General features: G+C 62.8%; 15 protein-coding genes. 6 read left to right on the forward strand and 9 right to left on the reverse strand.

What is annotated here, in order from left to right; genetic code table 11:
* The first annotated feature begins 24 nt into the window (after positions 1 to 24).
* Positions 25 to 2,091 (forward strand): FUSC family protein, encoded by a 2,067-nt coding sequence (locus AB4Z43_RS00265; RefSeq protein ID WP_441935308.1) that lies wholly within the window; start codon positions 25 to 27, stop codon positions 2,089 to 2,091.
* Here AB4Z43_RS00265 and AB4Z43_RS00270 read toward each other — a convergent pair.
* Positions 2,088 to 3,212 carry a DUF2336 domain-containing protein gene (locus AB4Z43_RS00270; protein WP_441935309.1) on the reverse strand — a complete coding sequence of 375 codons (1,125 nt, stop codon included), beginning with the start codon at positions 3,210 to 3,212 and terminating at the stop codon, positions 2,088 to 2,090. The two genes, AB4Z43_RS00265 and AB4Z43_RS00270, sit on opposite strands and share 4 nt — an antisense overlap.
* Before the next feature lie 153 nt (positions 3,213 to 3,365).
* Between AB4Z43_RS00270 and AB4Z43_RS00275 the strand changes: the two genes are divergently transcribed.
* The gene (locus AB4Z43_RS00275; protein WP_441935310.1) at positions 3,366 to 3,818 is read left to right on the forward strand and encodes a MaoC family dehydratase; all 453 of its coding nucleotides are present in this window, start codon (positions 3,366 to 3,368) and stop codon (positions 3,816 to 3,818) included.
* Positions 3,818 to 4,699, forward strand: coding sequence for an HpcH/HpaI aldolase/citrate lyase family protein (locus tag AB4Z43_RS00280; protein WP_441935311.1), 882 nt, complete (start codon positions 3,818 to 3,820; stop codon positions 4,697 to 4,699). The genes AB4Z43_RS00275 and AB4Z43_RS00280 overlap by 1 nt, the downstream gene beginning before the upstream one ends.
* A 19-nt stretch (positions 4,700 to 4,718) precedes the next feature.
* Here AB4Z43_RS00280 and AB4Z43_RS00285 read toward each other — a convergent pair whose 3' ends face one another.
* Positions 4,719 to 6,620 (reverse strand): CASTOR/POLLUX-related putative ion channel, encoded by a 1,902-nt coding sequence (locus tag AB4Z43_RS00285; RefSeq protein ID WP_441935312.1) that lies wholly within the window; start codon positions 6,618 to 6,620, stop codon positions 4,719 to 4,721.
* Positions 6,621 to 6,788: 168 nt separating this feature from the next.
* Complete coding sequence (locus AB4Z43_RS00290) at positions 6,789 to 7,463, reverse strand: methyltransferase family protein (protein WP_441935313.1); 675 nt, start codon at positions 7,461 to 7,463, stop codon at positions 6,789 to 6,791.
* Positions 7,464 to 7,608: 145 nt separating this feature from the next.
* Between AB4Z43_RS00290 and AB4Z43_RS00295 the strand changes: the two genes are divergently transcribed.
* On the forward strand, positions 7,609 to 8,319 hold the full coding sequence (locus AB4Z43_RS00295; RefSeq protein ID WP_441935314.1) for a TetR/AcrR family transcriptional regulator: 711 nt from the start codon (positions 7,609 to 7,611) through the stop codon (positions 8,317 to 8,319).
* Positions 8,320 to 8,336: 17 nt separating this feature from the next.
* Here AB4Z43_RS00295 and AB4Z43_RS00300 read toward each other — a convergent pair whose 3' ends face one another.
* Both AB4Z43_RS00300 and AB4Z43_RS00305 read right to left on the reverse strand, forming a co-directional pair.
* Positions 8,337 to 8,945 carry a flavin reductase family protein gene (locus tag AB4Z43_RS00300; protein ID WP_441935315.1) on the reverse strand — a complete coding sequence of 203 codons (609 nt, stop codon included), beginning with the start codon at positions 8,943 to 8,945 and terminating at the stop codon, positions 8,337 to 8,339.
* Positions 8,946 to 9,530 carry a nitroreductase family protein gene (locus tag AB4Z43_RS00305; RefSeq protein ID WP_019858447.1) on the reverse strand — a complete coding sequence of 195 codons (585 nt, stop codon included), beginning with the start codon at positions 9,528 to 9,530 and terminating at the stop codon, positions 8,946 to 8,948.
* A 155-nt stretch (positions 9,531 to 9,685) separates the two neighbouring features.
* Between AB4Z43_RS00305 and AB4Z43_RS00310 the strand changes: the two genes are divergently transcribed.
* Positions 9,686 to 10,648: a hypothetical protein gene (locus AB4Z43_RS00310; protein WP_019858448.1), complete on the forward strand. Its 963-nt coding sequence runs from the start codon at positions 9,686 to 9,688 to the stop codon at positions 10,646 to 10,648.
* Positions 10,649 to 10,650: 2 nt separating this feature from the next.
* Here the strand turns inward: AB4Z43_RS00310 and AB4Z43_RS00315 are convergent, their stop codons facing one another.
* Both AB4Z43_RS00315 and thrS read right to left on the reverse strand, forming a co-directional pair.
* Complete coding sequence (locus tag AB4Z43_RS00315; RefSeq protein WP_202359853.1) at positions 10,651 to 11,589, reverse strand: lysophospholipid acyltransferase family protein; 939 nt, start codon at positions 11,587 to 11,589, stop codon at positions 10,651 to 10,653.
* Positions 11,590 to 11,671: 82 nt separating this feature from the next.
* Positions 11,672 to 13,648 (reverse strand): threonine--tRNA ligase, encoded by a 1,977-nt coding sequence (thrS, locus tag AB4Z43_RS00320; protein ID WP_202359852.1) that lies wholly within the window; start codon positions 13,646 to 13,648, stop codon positions 11,672 to 11,674.
* A gap of 268 nt (positions 13,649 to 13,916) precedes the next feature.
* Here thrS and AB4Z43_RS00325 point away from each other — a divergent pair, with 268 nt between their 5' ends.
* Positions 13,917 to 14,753, forward strand: a complete 837-nt coding sequence (locus tag AB4Z43_RS00325; protein WP_441935316.1) for an SAM-dependent methyltransferase — start codon at positions 13,917 to 13,919, stop codon at positions 14,751 to 14,753.
* Positions 14,754 to 14,757: 4 nt separating this feature from the next.
* Here the strand turns inward: AB4Z43_RS00325 and blaOXA are convergent, their stop codons facing one another.
* Complete coding sequence (gene blaOXA, locus AB4Z43_RS00330) at positions 14,758 to 15,585, reverse strand: class D beta-lactamase (RefSeq protein ID WP_038647092.1); 828 nt, start codon at positions 15,583 to 15,585, stop codon at positions 14,758 to 14,760.
* A gap of 710 nt (positions 15,586 to 16,295) precedes the next feature.
* Complete coding sequence (gene yidD, locus AB4Z43_RS00335; RefSeq protein ID WP_027046894.1) at positions 16,296 to 16,670, reverse strand: membrane protein insertion efficiency factor YidD; 375 nt, start codon at positions 16,668 to 16,670, stop codon at positions 16,296 to 16,298.
* Positions 16,671 to 16,985 lie beyond the last annotated feature (315 nt).

Genomic DNA, 16,985 nt, shown 5'->3' on the forward strand with positions numbered 1-16,985 from the left:
CGCTTCCGATATGGAGACCGGCATGTGACCTGGGCGCGGCTGAAAGCGTATTTCGAGACGAGCCTGGCCGGTTTGACGCAGCCGACGCGCTCGGACTGGATTTTCGCCCTGCGCACCGTTTCGGCCGGCCTGATCGCGCTGCTCGCCGCCTATGCCCTCAAGCTCGACCACCCGCAATGGGCGATGATGACGGTGTTTATCGTTGCCCAGCCGGTCGCGGGCATGGTGCTGGCCAAGGGCTTCTACCGGTTGCTCGGCACGCTGGCCGGCGGGCTGGCGGCGATCGGTATCACCGCTATCTTCGGCACCAACCCATGGGTTCTGGTGACCGTGCTCGCCGTCTGGATCGGCATCTGCACCTTCGTTTCATCATTGCTGCGCAATCCCGAAGCCTATGGTGCGGCACTTGCCGGTTACACGGCGATGATCATCGGCCTGCCTGCCTTCGGACAGCCGCATCTGATCGTCGATCTTGCTGTCGCGCGTTGCGCGGAAATCGTGCTTGGCATCGTCTGCGCCGGCGTGACCAGCCGGCTGATCCTGCCGAAACTGGCCAGCGATGCCATCATCTCGCGGCTGAAGCGCTGCATTCTCGACCTTGCCACCTATGCCGCGGGCGCCTTCTCGGGCGGTGACACAGCGACACTTTCCGCACTGCATCGCAAACTCGTCGCGGACACCCAGACACTCGGCGAAATGCGCGCCTATGCCAGGCTGGAAGCGCCGAGCTTCGCGCCGCGTGCCCACCCGGTGCGGCGCACCATCGGACAATTGCTCTCGGCCCTGTCGGCGGCACGCGCGCTGCATTCGCACGCCGCCCCGAAAAACGCCGCCCTCATCCCGGTGCGTTCGCAATTGCAGGCCCTTGTCGGCGATTTGGCGGCAAAGCCCGGCGCACTGGACGATACGGCACCCTGGGTTAAACAGCTCGACGCGATCTCGGCCAAGGCCCGGCAACTGCCCGATGCCTCGGTCGACCACGGTGACGACAGGGTCGGCACCATCACCCGCCTCACCATCGCCGCCGATTTTGCCGAGGCGCTCAAGCAGGTGCTGCGCGGGCTCGATGCCTTGCGTTCACCGGTCACCCGCACGGGCCGCGCCAGCAGGCAGCCTGCCCTGGTGGTGCACCGCGACTACCCTGGCGCATCGCGCAATGCCGTGCGTGCGGCCCTTGCCACCTTGCTGGTCGCGGCCTTCTGGCTGACGACGAAGTGGTCCGAGGCGGCGGGCACGGTCATTCTCGTCGCCGTCGTATCCAGCCTTTTCGCCGCTCGCCCCGATCCGGTGCAGGTGTCCTGGGGCTTCTTCAAGGGCACGCTGCTAGCTTTGCCCTTTGCCTTCCTCGTCGGCCAGATCGCATTGCCTGCTTTGCCCGGCTTCGGCTGGTTCGTCCTGTTTGTCGTGCCGATCCTGGTGCCGACCGCGCTGGGCATGGCCAATCCGCGCTATGTCGGCGTCGCCACGGCCTTCGCCATCAACTTCCTCGCTTTCCTCAGCCCGCATCAGGCGATGGCCTACGATCCTGGCCCGTTCTTCGCCGGCTCGGCATCGGTGCTGGTCGGCATTCTGCTGGCGATCGGCGTCTTCATTGCCGTGCTGCCCGCTGATCCGTGGCTCGCGGCAAACCGGATCGTGCGGGCCATGCGCGAGGATTTGGCACGGCTTTGCCTGTACGAGCGCGTGCCGAGGCGTTCGGCCTTCGAAAGCCTCGCCTATGACCGCATCAACCAGCTGATGCCGCTGGTGCAGAACTCCGGCAGGAAGGGCGAGGCGGTGCTGGGCGGGAGCGTCGCCGCCGCGACGGTCGGCCTGGAGATCCTCAGGCTACGCGGCGCAAGCCAAAACCATGCCATCCCACCGGAAACCACGGTTTCGATCGCCAATTTCCTGAGAGGGCTGGCGCGCGAACTGCTGTTCCGCTCCCCCGGCGATCCGCAGACAGCGACCGTCGCTGTCGCCCGGCAGTATGCGGCTGGTATCGCCCAGCGAAACGCCACCGGCGACATGCTGCAGATCGCGGCATCCCTGCGCATCATTGCCGCCGCGATGGAGGACTTTCCGGACTTTTTCGCGAAAGACCGAGGCTAGGCCGCTGCAATCGCCAGCGCGTGACCCCGCGCGTTCTCGCGCAGCGCGTCGAGATGGATCGACTTGACCAAGGCCGCGAGATCGCCTTCCGCGGATTGCCCGCCCAACTCCTTGAGCATCAGCCAGCTGACTTCCTGCACGCCGGCAACACGCTTGCCATTGGCAACCTCGCGCCAGATCTTCAGCGCACGCAAGATGATGGCATGCGTGGTGGCAGCCAGGCCGGCGCTGCGGAACAATGCCTGCAAGGCCACGTCGTGGCCGCCTGCCAGCAGCGCCCTCACCCGTGGCTCGGATTGCTGGCCGAGTGCCACCAGCGTGGAGCCGAAGAAATCGACCTTGCCATGCGCGATGGTGCGGATGAGGAAGCTCGCGGTGAGATCGCCGCGCAGCCTGAGATGTTCGATCAGCGCGGCGTGTTCTTCCTGGCGCGTGCCCTCAATCAGCGTCACAGAGGCCTTGACGCAGGCGTCTCGCAGGACACGATCGGCCCGCGCGGCGCCCATCAGTGCCATGACCAGCGGCGATGTCTTCAATGTCTCGCCGAGCTTGATCAGAAGCATGTGCCGGCAGTCGGCCGGCAGCCTGATGTCCGATATCAGCGCCTCGCGCACCTGCGGCAGGTGCCCATGGCGTTCGGCCATGCGGCGGAAGCTCAGCGAAGCAATGCTGGCGCCGCTATTGGCGAGCAGGACGGCGCAGGCTTCCGCCTCACCGATCTCGGCGATGGCCGCCGACAGCGCCATCGAGACGACAGGACGGTCGGCGATCAGCTTCTGCGTTGCCTTCTGGCTCGCAGCCACGCGGTTGATCAGATCGGCATCGGTGAGCAGCGGCGAACGCGCCAGCACCACACCGGCGACTTCCGGCTGGTCAGACGCCAGCGCACTGATGATCTGCAGCGGCGCGTGGTGGCTCATCGAGAGCGCTTCGGCCATCGCCAGCCGCACTTTCGACGAAGCATCGTCGAGCAGCAGCGTCAGCGCTGCCTCGGCGGCGCATCGGTCCTCGAACGGCAATTCGGAATTGACATAGGCGCGGGCCAGCGCATTGGCCGCGGCGGCGCGCTCGGACACTCTTGCCGTGTAGATCCATTTCAGGAAATGCGAAACAACAACCATGCCCGTCTGCTTACGCCCCATGCCGGAAGGTTTCCGGCCCCGCTGGAGACGGTAGGCAGAAATGGTTTACGAACGGTTCACCATGTTCATTAACTGGCTTGCGACCGCTGAATGCAGCGCCTATCAACCGTCAATCAGTGCAGGAGACTGAAAATGGCCGGCCTATATCTCGAGGAGTTTGTCGTCGGTCACGTCTTCCAGCACACGCTTCGCAAGACCGTGACCGAGAGCGACAATATGCTGTTTTCGGTGATGACGCTGAACCCGCAGCCGCTTCATATCGACTTCGATTTCGCCGCCAGGAGCGAATGGGGCAAACCGCTGGTCAACTCGCTGTTCACGCTCGGCCTGATGATCGGCATTTCGGTCAACGACATCACGGTCGGCACGACGGTCGCCAATCTCGGCATGAAGGAAACCACCTTTCCGCACCCGGTCTTCCATGGCGACACCGTCCGCGTCGAGACAACTGTCATCTCGGTGCGGGAATCGAAATCGAAGTCCGATCGCGGCATCGTCGAATTCGAACACCGCGCCTACAACCAGCATGGCGACCTCGTCGCCAAATGCGTCAGGCAAGCGATGATGCTGAAGAAGGCCGCCTGATGCGCTCGCTGCTGTTCGTCCCCGGCGATTCCGAGCGCAAGCTTGAAAAAGGTTTTGGCGCGGGCGCCGACGTCGTGATCGTCGATCTCGAGGATTCCGTGGCGCCGCAGAACAAGGCAGCCGCGCGAGACATTGCGGCACGCTTTATTGCCGAACGCAGGGGGCTAACCAGCTCGGCCATCTACATCAGGGTCAACGACCTCTCTACCGGGTTGACGGATGACGATCTTGCCGCGCTCGTTTCGGCAAAGCCGGTCGGCATCATGCTGCCTAAGTCCAACAGCGGCCAGGATGTACAGCAGCTCTCGGCAAAGCTCAGGGTCTGGGAGGCCGAGAACGACCTGCCCGACGGCTCGATCAAAATCCTGCCGATCATCACCGAAACCCCGGCGGGTGTGCTCGCCGCCGCGACCTATGCCGGCGCAAGCGCGCGGCTCGCCGGCCTGACCTGGGGCGCAGAGGATTTGTCTGCGGCGATCGGCGCACGCGCGGCACGCGACGAGCACGGCCGCTACATCGACCTGTTCCGCCACGCTCGCCTGACGACCATCCTTGCGGCCGCAGCCGCGGAGGTCGCGGCGATCGACACCGTGTTCCCGAACTTTCGTGACATGGCGGCCTTCACCGCGGAATGCGCGGAGGCCGAGCGCGACGGCTTCACCGGCAAGATGGCGATCCACCCCGACCAGGTGTCCGTCATCAACGCCGCCTTCACGCCCTCGGCCGAGGCGGTGAAACAGTCGGCGGCGATCGTCGCGGCGTTCGAGGCGGCGGGGAATCCCGGCGTCGTCGGCATTGACGGCAAGATGTTCGACCGCCCGCATCTGCGGCTGGCCGAACGGCTGCTGGCCCGCGCCAAGGCAGCCGGGATCTCCGTTTAGTCTGGCGAGCCTTTGCTCGTCAGTCCCGCGCCAGCACGATGATCCGGTCCTCCGGCAGATAGGTCAGCGCTTCCGACTTCGGAGGATTGACGGTAACGCCGCCCAGCGCCCGCTGGTCGGCATCTCCGGCGCGGATTCGCCGGTAGCCTATGGCGATCTCGCCGCGCAGCCGCGCCGATTCCGCGATCGTCCAGAAGGTCAATGGCTGGTCGATGGCGACATAGTCGGCGACCGGGCGCATGTAGATTTCGGAGCCTTGCTCGTCGAGCAAATCATCGAAGATCGCGGCGAGATATTGGTTCTCGGAGGCCTGCGCCAGCATCAGGCTGACCAGCCGGTTGCTGACGACGAAATCATCGGCCTTGGTCACCGCCGCAAGCTCGCGGTTGCGCACGTCGATCATCTCGCTGACGATGGAGATGTGCAGGCCGGCATCATCGGCGATCTTGCGCAGATGCAGCAGCGTCACCAGTGTGCGCGTGTCGGCCGGCTGCGCAGCCATGGCTTCGCTGTAGCCGAGGACGAGCACGTGGTCGTAGGAAGGCACGTCCAGGCTCGCCAGCGCCGTGCTGCTCGAGGTGTCGGTGATGCGGCAGGAAACCGACAGATTGTCGCCGGCAACCGGCAGTCCGGCAACTTCCTGCTCGAGGCCAGGCGTATCAGCGGCGACGGTCAGGATCGAACCAGGCGCGACGTAGCGCGACAGTTCATAGGTGATGATCGGACCGCGCCGGTTCCAGCCGAGAATCAGTGTTCGCTCCGGCTTCGCCTCGACGGACCGCGGGCCGAGGATCGCCGCCGTATCGATCTTGATCGTGGTGCTTCCGAGCCTGATCGCGGCATCGTCCTCGGCGATGATGATAGCGCGCATATCCGCACCGACCACGGTATCTGACGGCGGGTTGAGATTGACACGCCCGTCCTGGTCACAAAGCCCGATCAGCGCGCAATGCTCATAGGCCATCACCGCCTCGCCGAAGGTCTTGCCGGCGAGCCCTGGCTGCGCTGTCGTGTAGATCTCGCAGCCGTCGAAATCGAGCAGTTCCGAATAGACGCCGCTGAGACCCGACTGCCGGCTCGAATGCACGACGATGCGCGAGATCAGCTGGTCGGCCAGCACGAGCTGCACCTCGGCCCCGCCGACGACGCGGGCGACCTCGGCATTCTTGCCGTCGCGGATCTCAGCGGCGATGTTATAGGGGTCGGTGCGCCGGCTCGGGTCGTTGACCAGCGCCAGCACCGTCTTGATGACCTGCGAATCCGGATCGTCGCCGTCCGGCGAAAGCACGATCACCGACCGCGAGGTCTGCGGATTGACGATGGCGAGATCATAGAGATCGGTCGGATCGCCGCTGCGGCAGATGATGCGCGTGTTGCCCAGTTTGCCGACCTTGGCCGCGATCTCGTCCTCCATCGCGACCTTGTCCATATTGGCCATGACGACGATGCGCGGACGGCGACGGCTGGCATTGGCGATGACGAGTTCGGAAATCACGTCGAAGATCGACGGCGACCAGTTGAGGATGATGGTGTGGTCGCTCTCCAGCACCCGAGAACGGCCCTTGCGCAATTCATCTAGCTTGCCGTCCACACCGGCGCTGAGCACGCCGATGAGGGCCGACACGACGAAGATGCCGGCAAGCGTGACGACCAGCATGACGATGCGGAAGGCCCAGCCGGTGTCGCCGCCCATCGTCCCGGAATCGAGCGTGCGCATCAGCGATTCCCAGAACGCTTCGAAAAAGTTCAGCGGCTCGCCGCCTTCCGGCGCGATACGGGTCACGGCAAGGAAAGCGGCGGCGGCGATGATGATCAGCAGGGAAACGACGGCAAGCCAGCCGATCAGGGCGATCGGGCCGGCGGCCATGCTCTTGTCGAAGCCGTAGCGCAGCCGCGCTCCCAGCGAGTCGCGTTTTTTCATGCCAGTGGTGCCCCCGCACTATCCCCAAGGTCGATACGCTAACCCCAACGCATCGCCGAAGCCGCTCTCTTAGCGTGTGTTCAGAGGAAGGGGAATCGCTTTTCGCGTGGTCACCGTGAAGGATTCCTTCCGTGATGGCGAAGCTGCCGCGCGCGTCTGGTGCGGCGGCTACCAGACCATCGGGATCAGGCGATAGCGGACCCGGGTTGCGTAGTCGTTATAGCCGCGCAGGCCGGTGCGCAGGGTCTTCTCCTCGATGAAGGTGCGGATGGCCAGGAGAACGATGAACACGAGCACCGATACCAGCCCCCACCAAGAGCCAAGCAGGAGTGCGGTGCCGGCGAAAAAGAGGATGGCGCCGGCATACATCGGGTGGCGAACGTAGCTGTGGGGGCCTGTGGTGATCACGCGCTGTCCGCGCTCATCCTGGATCTTCACCACGGGTGCGGCGAAACTGTTCTCCAGCATAGTCAGGTAGCAGATCCAGATTCCGACCAGCAGGACCAGCGCGCCGACCGCCTGCGCCCAGAAGGGGACCGCCGACCAGCCGAAACGGAAGTCGAACCCCATGAAGCTCAGCCAGCCGAAGATGCCGATGAGAAGTATGGAGAGCAGGACCTTGTCGGCCGGAGTCTGACTTTTCTGGATCGGAGGGCTCAGCCGCTCATTCATCAGGCCCGGATCGCGCCGCGCCAGCGCCACGCCCATGGTGAGGCTCAGCCCCACCATCACCACCAGATAGACCCAGGCTGCTGGCCAAGCAAAGGTGCCCGCCGACAGGAAGAGCAAGGCGCCCATGACGCCGAACCAGATGAATGTCTGAAGAAGCAATTTCGCGATCATGACCGACCTTCCACATTATGCCCCTCGCCTGCATTGGCTGAAACAGACCAATGGTCTATCATACAGACCAGTGGTCTGTGCTTCAAGCGGACTGTCTGATATCCGTGCTGGACGGGAGCGGCCGGCGCGTGCAGAAGGTTTCGTCGTGCCCCGTGTCATCAAGCATCCAGAGATCAGGCGAGAAGACATTCTGGACCATGCCCAGGCCCTGTTCCTGACGCAGGGTTACGACAGAGCGAGCCTCAACGACGTGATTGCCTCAGCCGGCATCTCGAAGGGCGCCTTCTATCACTACTTCCCCTCCAAGGAGGCTCTTCTGGAAGCCTTGGCCGACCGTTTCGCGCGGCAGGCGCTGGCTGCGGTTCAGAGTGTACTCGACGATCCCGACCTCGACCCGCTTGGACGGCTGAACAGCTTGCTCAGCCAGTCGCGACAGGCCAAGATCGAGACCGCAGCGGAGGCCTGGGCTCTTTTCGAAACGATGTTTCGGCCGGAGAATCTGGTTCTTTTCCACCGCATCAACCTGGCGGCTCACGCGTCTTTTTCGCCCCTGCTGGTCAAGGTCATCCGGCAAGGTGTCGAAGACGGCACCTTCAGGACTTTCGATCCGGAAGGTGTCGCCGACATCGTCATGCAGTTCGGCTTGGCCACGCATGATGTCGTCGCCAAGGCGATCGCCGGCGGCAGCGACGCCGATATGGAGGTCGCGATCGAGGTGCTGGAAAAACGCGTCAGCCTCTACGAAATCGCTCTCGACCGCATTCTCGGCCTTCCCGACGGCAGCATCCGGATCGGGGAGCCCGGCTATATCAGAGCCGTCATGACGGCCCGACGGAAAGCCGACAAGGCGCGGTGATCTGCCAGGTCTGAAACCTAATCCTTGCCCCAGCGTGGCCGGCGCATCGAAAAGACTTCGTCGACGCTGGCATAGTCCATGTAGCCAAGCCGAGCCACATTGCCAGCCTTGGTGGTGTCGAACAGGCCGTCTTTCAGGAAGGCGTCGTCAATGTGCACGCCGACCACTTCGCCGGCGACAACGACGGCGCTCGTCGGCGTTCCGTCCAGCGCCTTCGGGCGAAACACCTCCGTCACCCGGCATTCCAGCGCGGCAGGCGCGGCCGCGACGCGCGGCGGCTTCACGAGACGCGAAGGCGCCATGGCGAGATCGGCATAGACGAACTCGTTGACGCCGCGCGGCGCGTTGATGGACGTATAATTCATCTTCTCCGCGAGATCGCGGCTGACCAGATTGGCAACGAACTCGCCGGTCTCCTGGGCAAAGGAAGCGCTGTCCTTCTCGCCCTCCGAGGAGAACCAGACGATGAAGGGCCGCGTCGAAACGGCATTGAAGAAGGAGTATGGCGCCAGGTTGATCTCGCCTGCCCCATTCAGCGTCGATATCCAGCCGATCGGCCGCGGCGCCACGATCGCCTTCGACGGATCATGCGGCAGCCCGTGCCCCTTTGACGGTTCGTAGAACATTCAGCCTGCCCAGGGTCCCGTGTAGTCGGCATAGAGCTTTGCCGGATCGGGCCGTGGCCGCTCCGGCGCCGGGCCGGCATAGGAGCCGATATGGATGAAACCGACGACGCGCTCCTGCGGCGCCAGTCCAAGGATCGCCCTGCCCTCCGGAACGTCGGAATACCAGTTGCTGATCATGTTTGTGCCATAGCCCAGCGCATTGGCTGATATCATCAGGTTCATCGCCGCCATGCCGCCGGACAGGAACATCTCCCATTGCGGGATCTTGGGGTTCTCTTTCGGCACCGACACCACGCCGATCACCAGCGGTGCACGGGAAAAGCGCGCCAGTTCCTGGTTGCGGCGGCCCTCGGGCAGCGGCCCTTCCCGCTGTTCGGCAAGCGCCGCCAGCTTTTTGCCGATCTCGATGCGAGTATCGCCGCGATAAAGGATGAAGCGCCAGGGTTCGAGCCGGCCATGGTCAGGCACGCGCGTGGCGGCGGCGATCATCGTCGCGATATCGGCGTCGCTGGGCGCCGGCTCCTTGAGGTCCGGAATCGGCGCGGAATTTCGGGTCAGCAGGAAGTCGATGATCGGCGACGCCATGGGCGCAAGTCTCCTGAACACTCTGTTTTGAGCTGAAGCGCACCATCGGGAATTCGGGCGGCTCGGGCAAAGGCGCGCGAGCGCCGGGCTGAAGAGTCCATGGATCGGACTCTTAAGCCTTGAAATTGCCACCGCCATGGGCTTCAACGCAAGGCATGTTTGAGGGGCGACTGCGTCTTTTCCTGGTTTGGCTCTGCGCCGCGCTGTTCCTGCTGCCGGTCTCCCTGGCTGCTGCGCAGCAAAAGGATGGCGTGGGCGACCTGAAACTCCCCGGAATATCGAGCTATGCGACGCCCAAGAGCGAAGCCCCGCTGGCGCTTGGCGGCGGTGGCGCCATCACTTTGTCGGCGCAGCTGACCGACAAGGGCACCGACATCACCCGCGGCCTCGTATGGCGTGTCTTCAAGCCTGAGCCCGTCAACGGCAAATTGCCGATGGTCGCCTCCGCGCATGGCGGCAGCGCCGTCTTCCAACTCGAGCCCGGCAGCTATCTGGTCCATGCCTCCTATGGCCGCGCCGGCGCCACCAAGCGCATCACTGTCGGCAAGGAAGCCAAGCGGGAAAGCCTGGTACTCGATGCCGGCGGCCTGAAGCTCGACGCGGTCCTGTCCGGCGGCGTGCGCATTCCGCCGAAAAAACTGCGCTTCTCGATCTATGAGGGCACCGCCGAGGCCAATGGCGACCGCGCGCTGATCATTCCCGATGTCGAGCCCAACAGCGTCGTGCGGCTCAATGCCGGCATCTACCATGTCGTCTCGACCTACGGTGCGGTCAACGCGGTGATCCGCTCCGACATCCGCGTCGAGGCCGGCAAGCTGACCGAAGCCACCGTCGAGCATCACGCCGCCGAGATCACCATGAAGCTGGTGCGCGAAGCCGGTGGCGAAGCCATCGCCGACACGTCATGGTCGCTGCTCAACGAATCCGGCGATCCGATCAAGGAGACCGTCGGCGCCTTCGCCTCGATGGTGCTTGCCGAGGGCGACTACACCATCATCGCCAAGAACCGCGACCGTATCTACCAGAAGGATTTCACGGTCGTGGCCGGGCAGAACCAGGAAATCGAGGTTCTGGCATCCGAAGCCGCGGCCATGGACCCAGAAGAAGGCGCGGACTAGCCTTAGGCGGCCAGTTTCGTCCGCGCGGGCAGGAACGGAATCCGGCGGCGCGGCACTTGCGGCGCCAGGTCGAACACACCGCGGTAAAGACGCTCGAGCAATGCCTTGCGATCGCGCAGCGGCTCCAACTCGCTCCAGCTCAGCACATCGCCGACGCGCACGTCGATCGCCTTGCCGGAAAGCCGCGCGAATTCGTGGATGAGCATCGAAAGCCGCAGCGTCAGCGAAGCCTTGCCGACGAATTTGGCCACGCGGCCATCGCGCTCGGCCATGTTCATCGGCCCGCTGACCAAATGGAACAGCCTGCCATTCTGTCCGGAAAAATGCATCGGAATGACGGATGCCTTGGCCTCCTGCACCAGACGCGCCGGGAACATCTTCCATGGCAGGTCGCGCGCCCGGCCAAAGCCTTTCGGCGCGGTGGCGACGCCACCGGCGGGGAATACCACGATGGTGACACCCTCCTTCAGCAGCCGCACCGCCTCGTGACGCACGGCCATGTTGTTCTTCAGCGCTTCCTTGGTCTCGGAAAAGTCGATCGGCAGCGAATAGGGCTCCATCTCGCGGATCTTGAGCAGATCCTTGTGGATCATCACCCGGAACGGCCGCCCCAACTGCTCCGCCAGCGACAGCACGGCAATGCCGTCGCCAATGCCGAACGGATGGTTGGCCACGATCACCAGCGGTGTGTCCGGCAATGGCGCGGGCGGCCATTGGTCGGCGGTGCGTATCCGCACATCGATCAAGTCGAGCATGCGGCTGAACACGCGCTCGCCTGATGGCACCACCTGGCGGCGCCAGAAATCATAGAGCGCGGCATAGCGGTCGCGCCCCGACAGGCCTTCAATGGAATGAATGACCCAGCGCGTCAGCGCCGGCTGTCGCGGATTGGCATAGGAAAGCTCGGGAAACGGTTTTTCGCGCGTCTTCAGCTTGAGCATGAGTGCTCGTTACAAGGTTGGCGTGACAGGGATATGAAAATGGCGGTGGATCGCTCCACCGCCATTCCTGGGAACTATCGGATCAGGCCGCGCGTTTGCGCCTGCGGTCCGGTGTAACGGCCTCTTCGGTCAGTCGCGTGATCGCCTCGGCAAGGCCAAGCGATTCCTGGTCGCGCGAGCCGAGCCGGCGGATGTTGACCGTCTGTTCCTCCGCCTCGCGCTTGCCGCAGACGAGGATGACGGGCACCTTGGCTAGCGAGTGTTCGCGAACCTTGTAGTTGATCTTCTCGTTGCGCAGATCGGCTTCCGCCAGCAGCCCGGCTGCCTTCAGCTTTGCCACCACCTCGGTCGCGTAGCTGTCCGCCTCCGAGGTGATCGTTGCCACCACCACCTGCAGCGGCGCGAACCACAGCGGGAAATGGCCGGAATAATTCTCGATCAGGATGCCGAGGAAACGCTCCATCGAACCGCAGATGGCGCGGTGTACCATGACGGGCTGCTTCTTCTCCGAATCCGAGCCGATATAGAAGGCGCCAAAGCGTTCCGGCAGGTTGAAATCGACCTGCGTGGTACCGCATTGCCATTCGCGGCCGATGGCATCCTTCAACACATATTCGAACTTCGGCCCGTAGAAAGCGCCCTCGCCTGGATTGATCGAGGTCTTGATCCGGTTGCCGGACCGCGTCCTGATCGTCTCCAGCACGCTGCCCATGATCGCCTCGGCATGATCCCAGGCCTCGTCGGTGCCGACACGCTTGTCGGGCCGCGTCGACAGCTTGACGCTGATTTCGTCGAAGCCGAAATCGGCATAGGTCGACAGGATCAGATCGTTGATGCGCAAGCATTCCGACGCCAGCTGCTCCTCGGTGCAGAAGATATGCGCATCATCCTGCGTGAAGCCGCGCACGCGCATGAGACCGTGCAGCGCGCCCGACGGTTCGTAGCGATGCACATTGCCGAATTCCGCAAGTTTTACGGGCAGATCGCGATAAGACTTCAACCCATGCTTGAAAATCTGTACGTGGCCCGGGCAGTTCATCGGCTTCAGCGCGAAGACGCGGTCGTCGTCGGTATCGTCGCCGGCGACCGTCACCTTGAACATGGCGTCGCGATACCAGCCCCAATGGCCTGACGTTTCCCACAGGCTCTTGTCGAGCACCTGCGGCGCGTTGACCTCCTGGTAGCCCTGCTCGTCGAGGCGGCGGCGCATGTAGTTGACCAGGTTCTGGAACATCTTCCAGCCCTTGGCGTGCCAGAAGACGACGCCCGGCCCCTCTTCCTGGAAATGGAAGAGGTCCATCTCCCGCCCGAGCTTGCGGTGGTCGCGCTTCTCGGCCTCCTCCAGCATCGTCTGGTAGGCTTCGAGCTGTGCCTGGTCGGCCCAGGCCGTGCCGTAGATGCGTGTCAGCATCGGGTTGTTCGAATCGCCGCGCCAATAGGCACCGGCCACCTTCATCAGCTTGAAGGCGTTGCCGATCTGGCCGGTCGAGGCCATGTGCGGGCCACGGCAGAGGTCGAACCAGTCGCCTTGCGCGTAGATCTTGAGGTCCTGATCCTCGGGAATGGCGTCGATCAGTTCAAGCTTGTAGCGCTCGCCCTTGTCGGCGAAGACCTTTTTCGCCTTGTCGCGCGACCAGACTTCCTTGGTGAACGGCTTGTTGCGCGCGATGATCTCGCGCATCTTCTTCTCGATCACCGGAAAATCGTCCGGCGTAAACGGCTCGTTGCGGGCGAAGTCGTAGTAGAATCCGTTCTCGATCACTGGCCCGATGGTCACCTGCGTCCCCGGCCACAATTCCTGCACGGCCTCCGCCAGCACGTGCGCGGTGTCGTGACGGATAAGCTCAAGCGCGCGCGCATCGTCGCGGGTGATGATCTCGACCTTGCCGGACTTGCCGAGCGGGTCGGAGAGGTCGCGCACGGTGCCGTCAATGGCGTAGGCGACGGCCTTCTTGGCCAGCGACTTCGAGATCGATTCGGCAAGGCCGGCGCCGGTCATCGCCGCGTCGTAGTCGCGGACGGAGCCGTCGGGAAATGTCAGGGAAACGGAATTCAGCATATGGTTCTCCTATCCAGTCCCGCAAACGAGCGCGGGTGGTTGAAATGCATGTCGCCCAAAAGTGTATGACAGTCCTGGGGTTGCGACATGCACAAGATAAAGCCGGATGCGCCAATCACATGGACAAACGGCAGCGCGCGGGTTTTAGAGGCAGTGCCGGGCCAGGTAAAGAGTGTTGGCTGGCCGGCCGTCAGGAAATGTCGGCAGAGATGTCGCAGCCCACCGCTCAGGCTTGCGAACATCCCCGCAATCGTCTGGAATTGTCGATATGGAAAACGCAACACCCAGCCGAACCGCCCTTGGCGTCGCCCGCATGAGGGCCCTGCATCAATTTTCACCGCAGGCGGGCCTGTTTCGCGATCCCTACGCGATCGCGATTCTGGGTGAAGCCGCTCCCGCGGCGCGCGAGCTTGAGCAGGAAGACGAGCGCCGCCGGCGCATGCGTCTGTTCGTGGCAGCGCGCGCCCGCTTCGCCGAGGACTGGCTGGCGGCCGCGGTGCGTCGCGGTGTCCGCCAACTCGTCGTGCTTGGCGCCGGCCTCGATACGTTTTCGCTGCGCAATCCGTATCCCGACCTCAGCGTGTTCGAAGTCGATCACCCGGCCACGCAAGCCTGGAAACGCAAATGCATTGCCGATAGCGGACTTGCCGAGCCAGCCGCCACCAGATTCGTGCCCGTCGATTTCGAGCGGCAGAGTCTCTCCGCCGAACTGGCTGCCGCCGGTTTGCGGTCGAGCGAGCCGAGTTTCTTCATCTGGCTGGGGGTCGTGCCCTACCTGACGAAGGAAGCGATCTTCAACACATTGTCCTGGATCGCAGGCTTTCCCGGCTCGGAGGTTGTGTTCGACTACAGCGAGCCGGCTGAGAACCGCGATACGGCGGGACAGGCTGCGCTGGCCTTCCACGCAGCCCGCGTCGCATCTGTCGGGGAGCCATGGATCAGCTTCTTCGTTCCGGCCGAGCTGGCGAAATCCCTGGGCGAGCGCGGCTTCGACGAGATCGAGGATATCGAGAGCGGCGATATCGCCGCTCGCTTTTCCAAAGCCCCGAAGGGAATGACGAACACTTCCGGCGGCCACATCATCCGCGCGCGCCGAACCGCCTGACGGGTTACTTCACCAGCAGCGGCAGGTCTTTCAGGAACGTCGCGCGCGTCTTGAGACCTTTTGGCATATCAGTGCGGGTGGCATCGACGACCAGGCGGGCAAAGACAATCTGCTGTCCGTCCTTTTTCGCCCAGCCGACGAACCAGCCGAGCGAACGCTTATCCCTGATCTTGTCGGCATCATTGGCCAGCCTCGTGCTGCCGGTCTTGCCTTGCACCGTCCAGCCTCCGGCCTGGAATGTCGGGATGATGGCTGACGTCATGTCGTAGGCCTTGGCCGAGACCGGCAATTTGTGCGCCAGAAGCTTGCGCAGGAAATCGACCTGCTCGACCGGCGTGATCTTGAGCGAGGAGTTGACCCAGGAATGGGTAAGCCCGTCATTCTTGCCGGGATTACCGGAAACGTCTTTGTTGCCGTAGTCGAGTTTCGAGACATAGCCGGCAAAGCTCTGCGGTCCAAGCTTGCGGGTGAGTTCACGCGAATACCAGAGGATCGAATCCTTTTCCCAGATCGTCGGGTCGACTGTCTTCTGGTCCCGCTTCACCGCCGCGAACTCGGGTTTGTAGTCCCAGCTCGGCGTGTGCTCGTCGCTCAGGATACCGGCGTCATAGCCGATCAGCGAAAGCGGCACCTTGAACGTCGAGGCCGGGCTGAACCGCTGGTCGCAGGTGCCGTCCTGATAAAGAACCTTGCCGCTCGCCGCTTCGGCGATCAGTGTGCACTGCACATCCCCAAGCGGCGCAGATTGCGCGCGCATCGGGAACCCCAGCAGCCAGGCGAGCAGGAAGAGGACTCCAGCCAGGATAAAGGGAAGACGGTCGATGTTACGCATTGATGCTCGCTCCAGTAGGGTGTTCGCCAGCGGACTTAGCGAGGTCTCTTGTCTCGATTTTGTCTCAAATGCGCAGTCTTTGTGCAGGCTTGCGTTAACCCTACCGAATTCTAAAAATCTGCCCTCAAATCGATATCCGTATAATGCTGGCCCATCAAACACGCGTTAATTCAACGCGTGTTGCACTTCAAATCTGAGGAGCTCATATCGTCGCCGGTTAACCCGTCTGGACAATGTCTGCGTCGACTGCTCGAATGCCGATCAGAAATGAAATTATGGCCTTGCTCTCCATGAGTGTTTGGAAAAAAGTTATAGCCTATATCGCGTTAACGAGCCTGATCGGGTACACGATCGGCATATCAGCATCAGCGCTGGCATCTGGAGAAATAAGAGATAAATTCAGCTGGATTAAATTCGAAAAACACCCGATAGAATTCATACTATCTTTAGTTGGAACAGTCGCCTTCACTGTTGTTTTGTTTATTATTATGTATCTGATATACCATCATAAGCGCTACATAGTATATATGGCAATCAGAATCTGGAGAGAATATAAAAAAATGACTGGGCCTCGCCTGTGACGATCGCTTTATCGGCAACTGGTTTTGGACAGAAGTCGCGTCGTGGTTGGAGGATTCCATGTATCAAAACGGCGACCCAGCATGATGCTGAATGGTACGAAATAGTCCGACTTTGAAGTTAGGCCACCGTCAGGCCTGGGCTTTGCCGCGTTTCCGGCCGATCCGCCAGTACCGCCAGGGCATGAACCAGACATAACGGTCCGCCAGCACTTCCGGTACCAAATCGATGCCGTGCGTGCCGAACGGTCCGCAGCGCAGAACGCGGAAAAACCCCATCCAGCCGCCGGCCCACAGGCCATGGCGGGCGATCGCCTCATGCGCGTATTCCGAACAGGTCGGCACATGCCGGCAGGAATTGCCGACAAAACCGGAAAGCGTCAGCTGGTAAAGCCGCACGAAAGACGTGCCGAGGACACGGCCGGGCGTCTTGCGCCACGGGCCGGGCCAATTGCGCCCGCGCCCTGGCGGTCTGACAGTATGGGCCTGCCCATGCGGGTCGTGCACCGCAGTCTCCGTGTCGCGTACTTCTCCGCGATAGATGTGAGCTTCGTCGGGAGAACGCAATCCCCGCCCGTGTCCCCTGCGCCGTCATGGGCGGCAGCGACGAGACGGCAGCCTGTCAACCGGAGGCGCCCAGCGGCCGTGGCGGACAGGCTCTTCGCCACACTTTGCGTGGTGTCTTTCGTCACGCCATTGGAACGTTGCGACCCGCATCACATCGCCAAAGATGCTCAGGAACTGGATCATGGTCGGTCTCCTTTGACGCGATTAGACCGCCGCTGGCCTTGGCCTTCAAACGAGTATAATTTCCACTTCGGA

It is taken from the genome of Mesorhizobium sp. 2RAF45 (assembly GCF_052115225.1).
GTDB lineage: Bacteria > Pseudomonadota > Alphaproteobacteria > Rhizobiales > Rhizobiaceae > Mesorhizobium > Mesorhizobium jarvisii.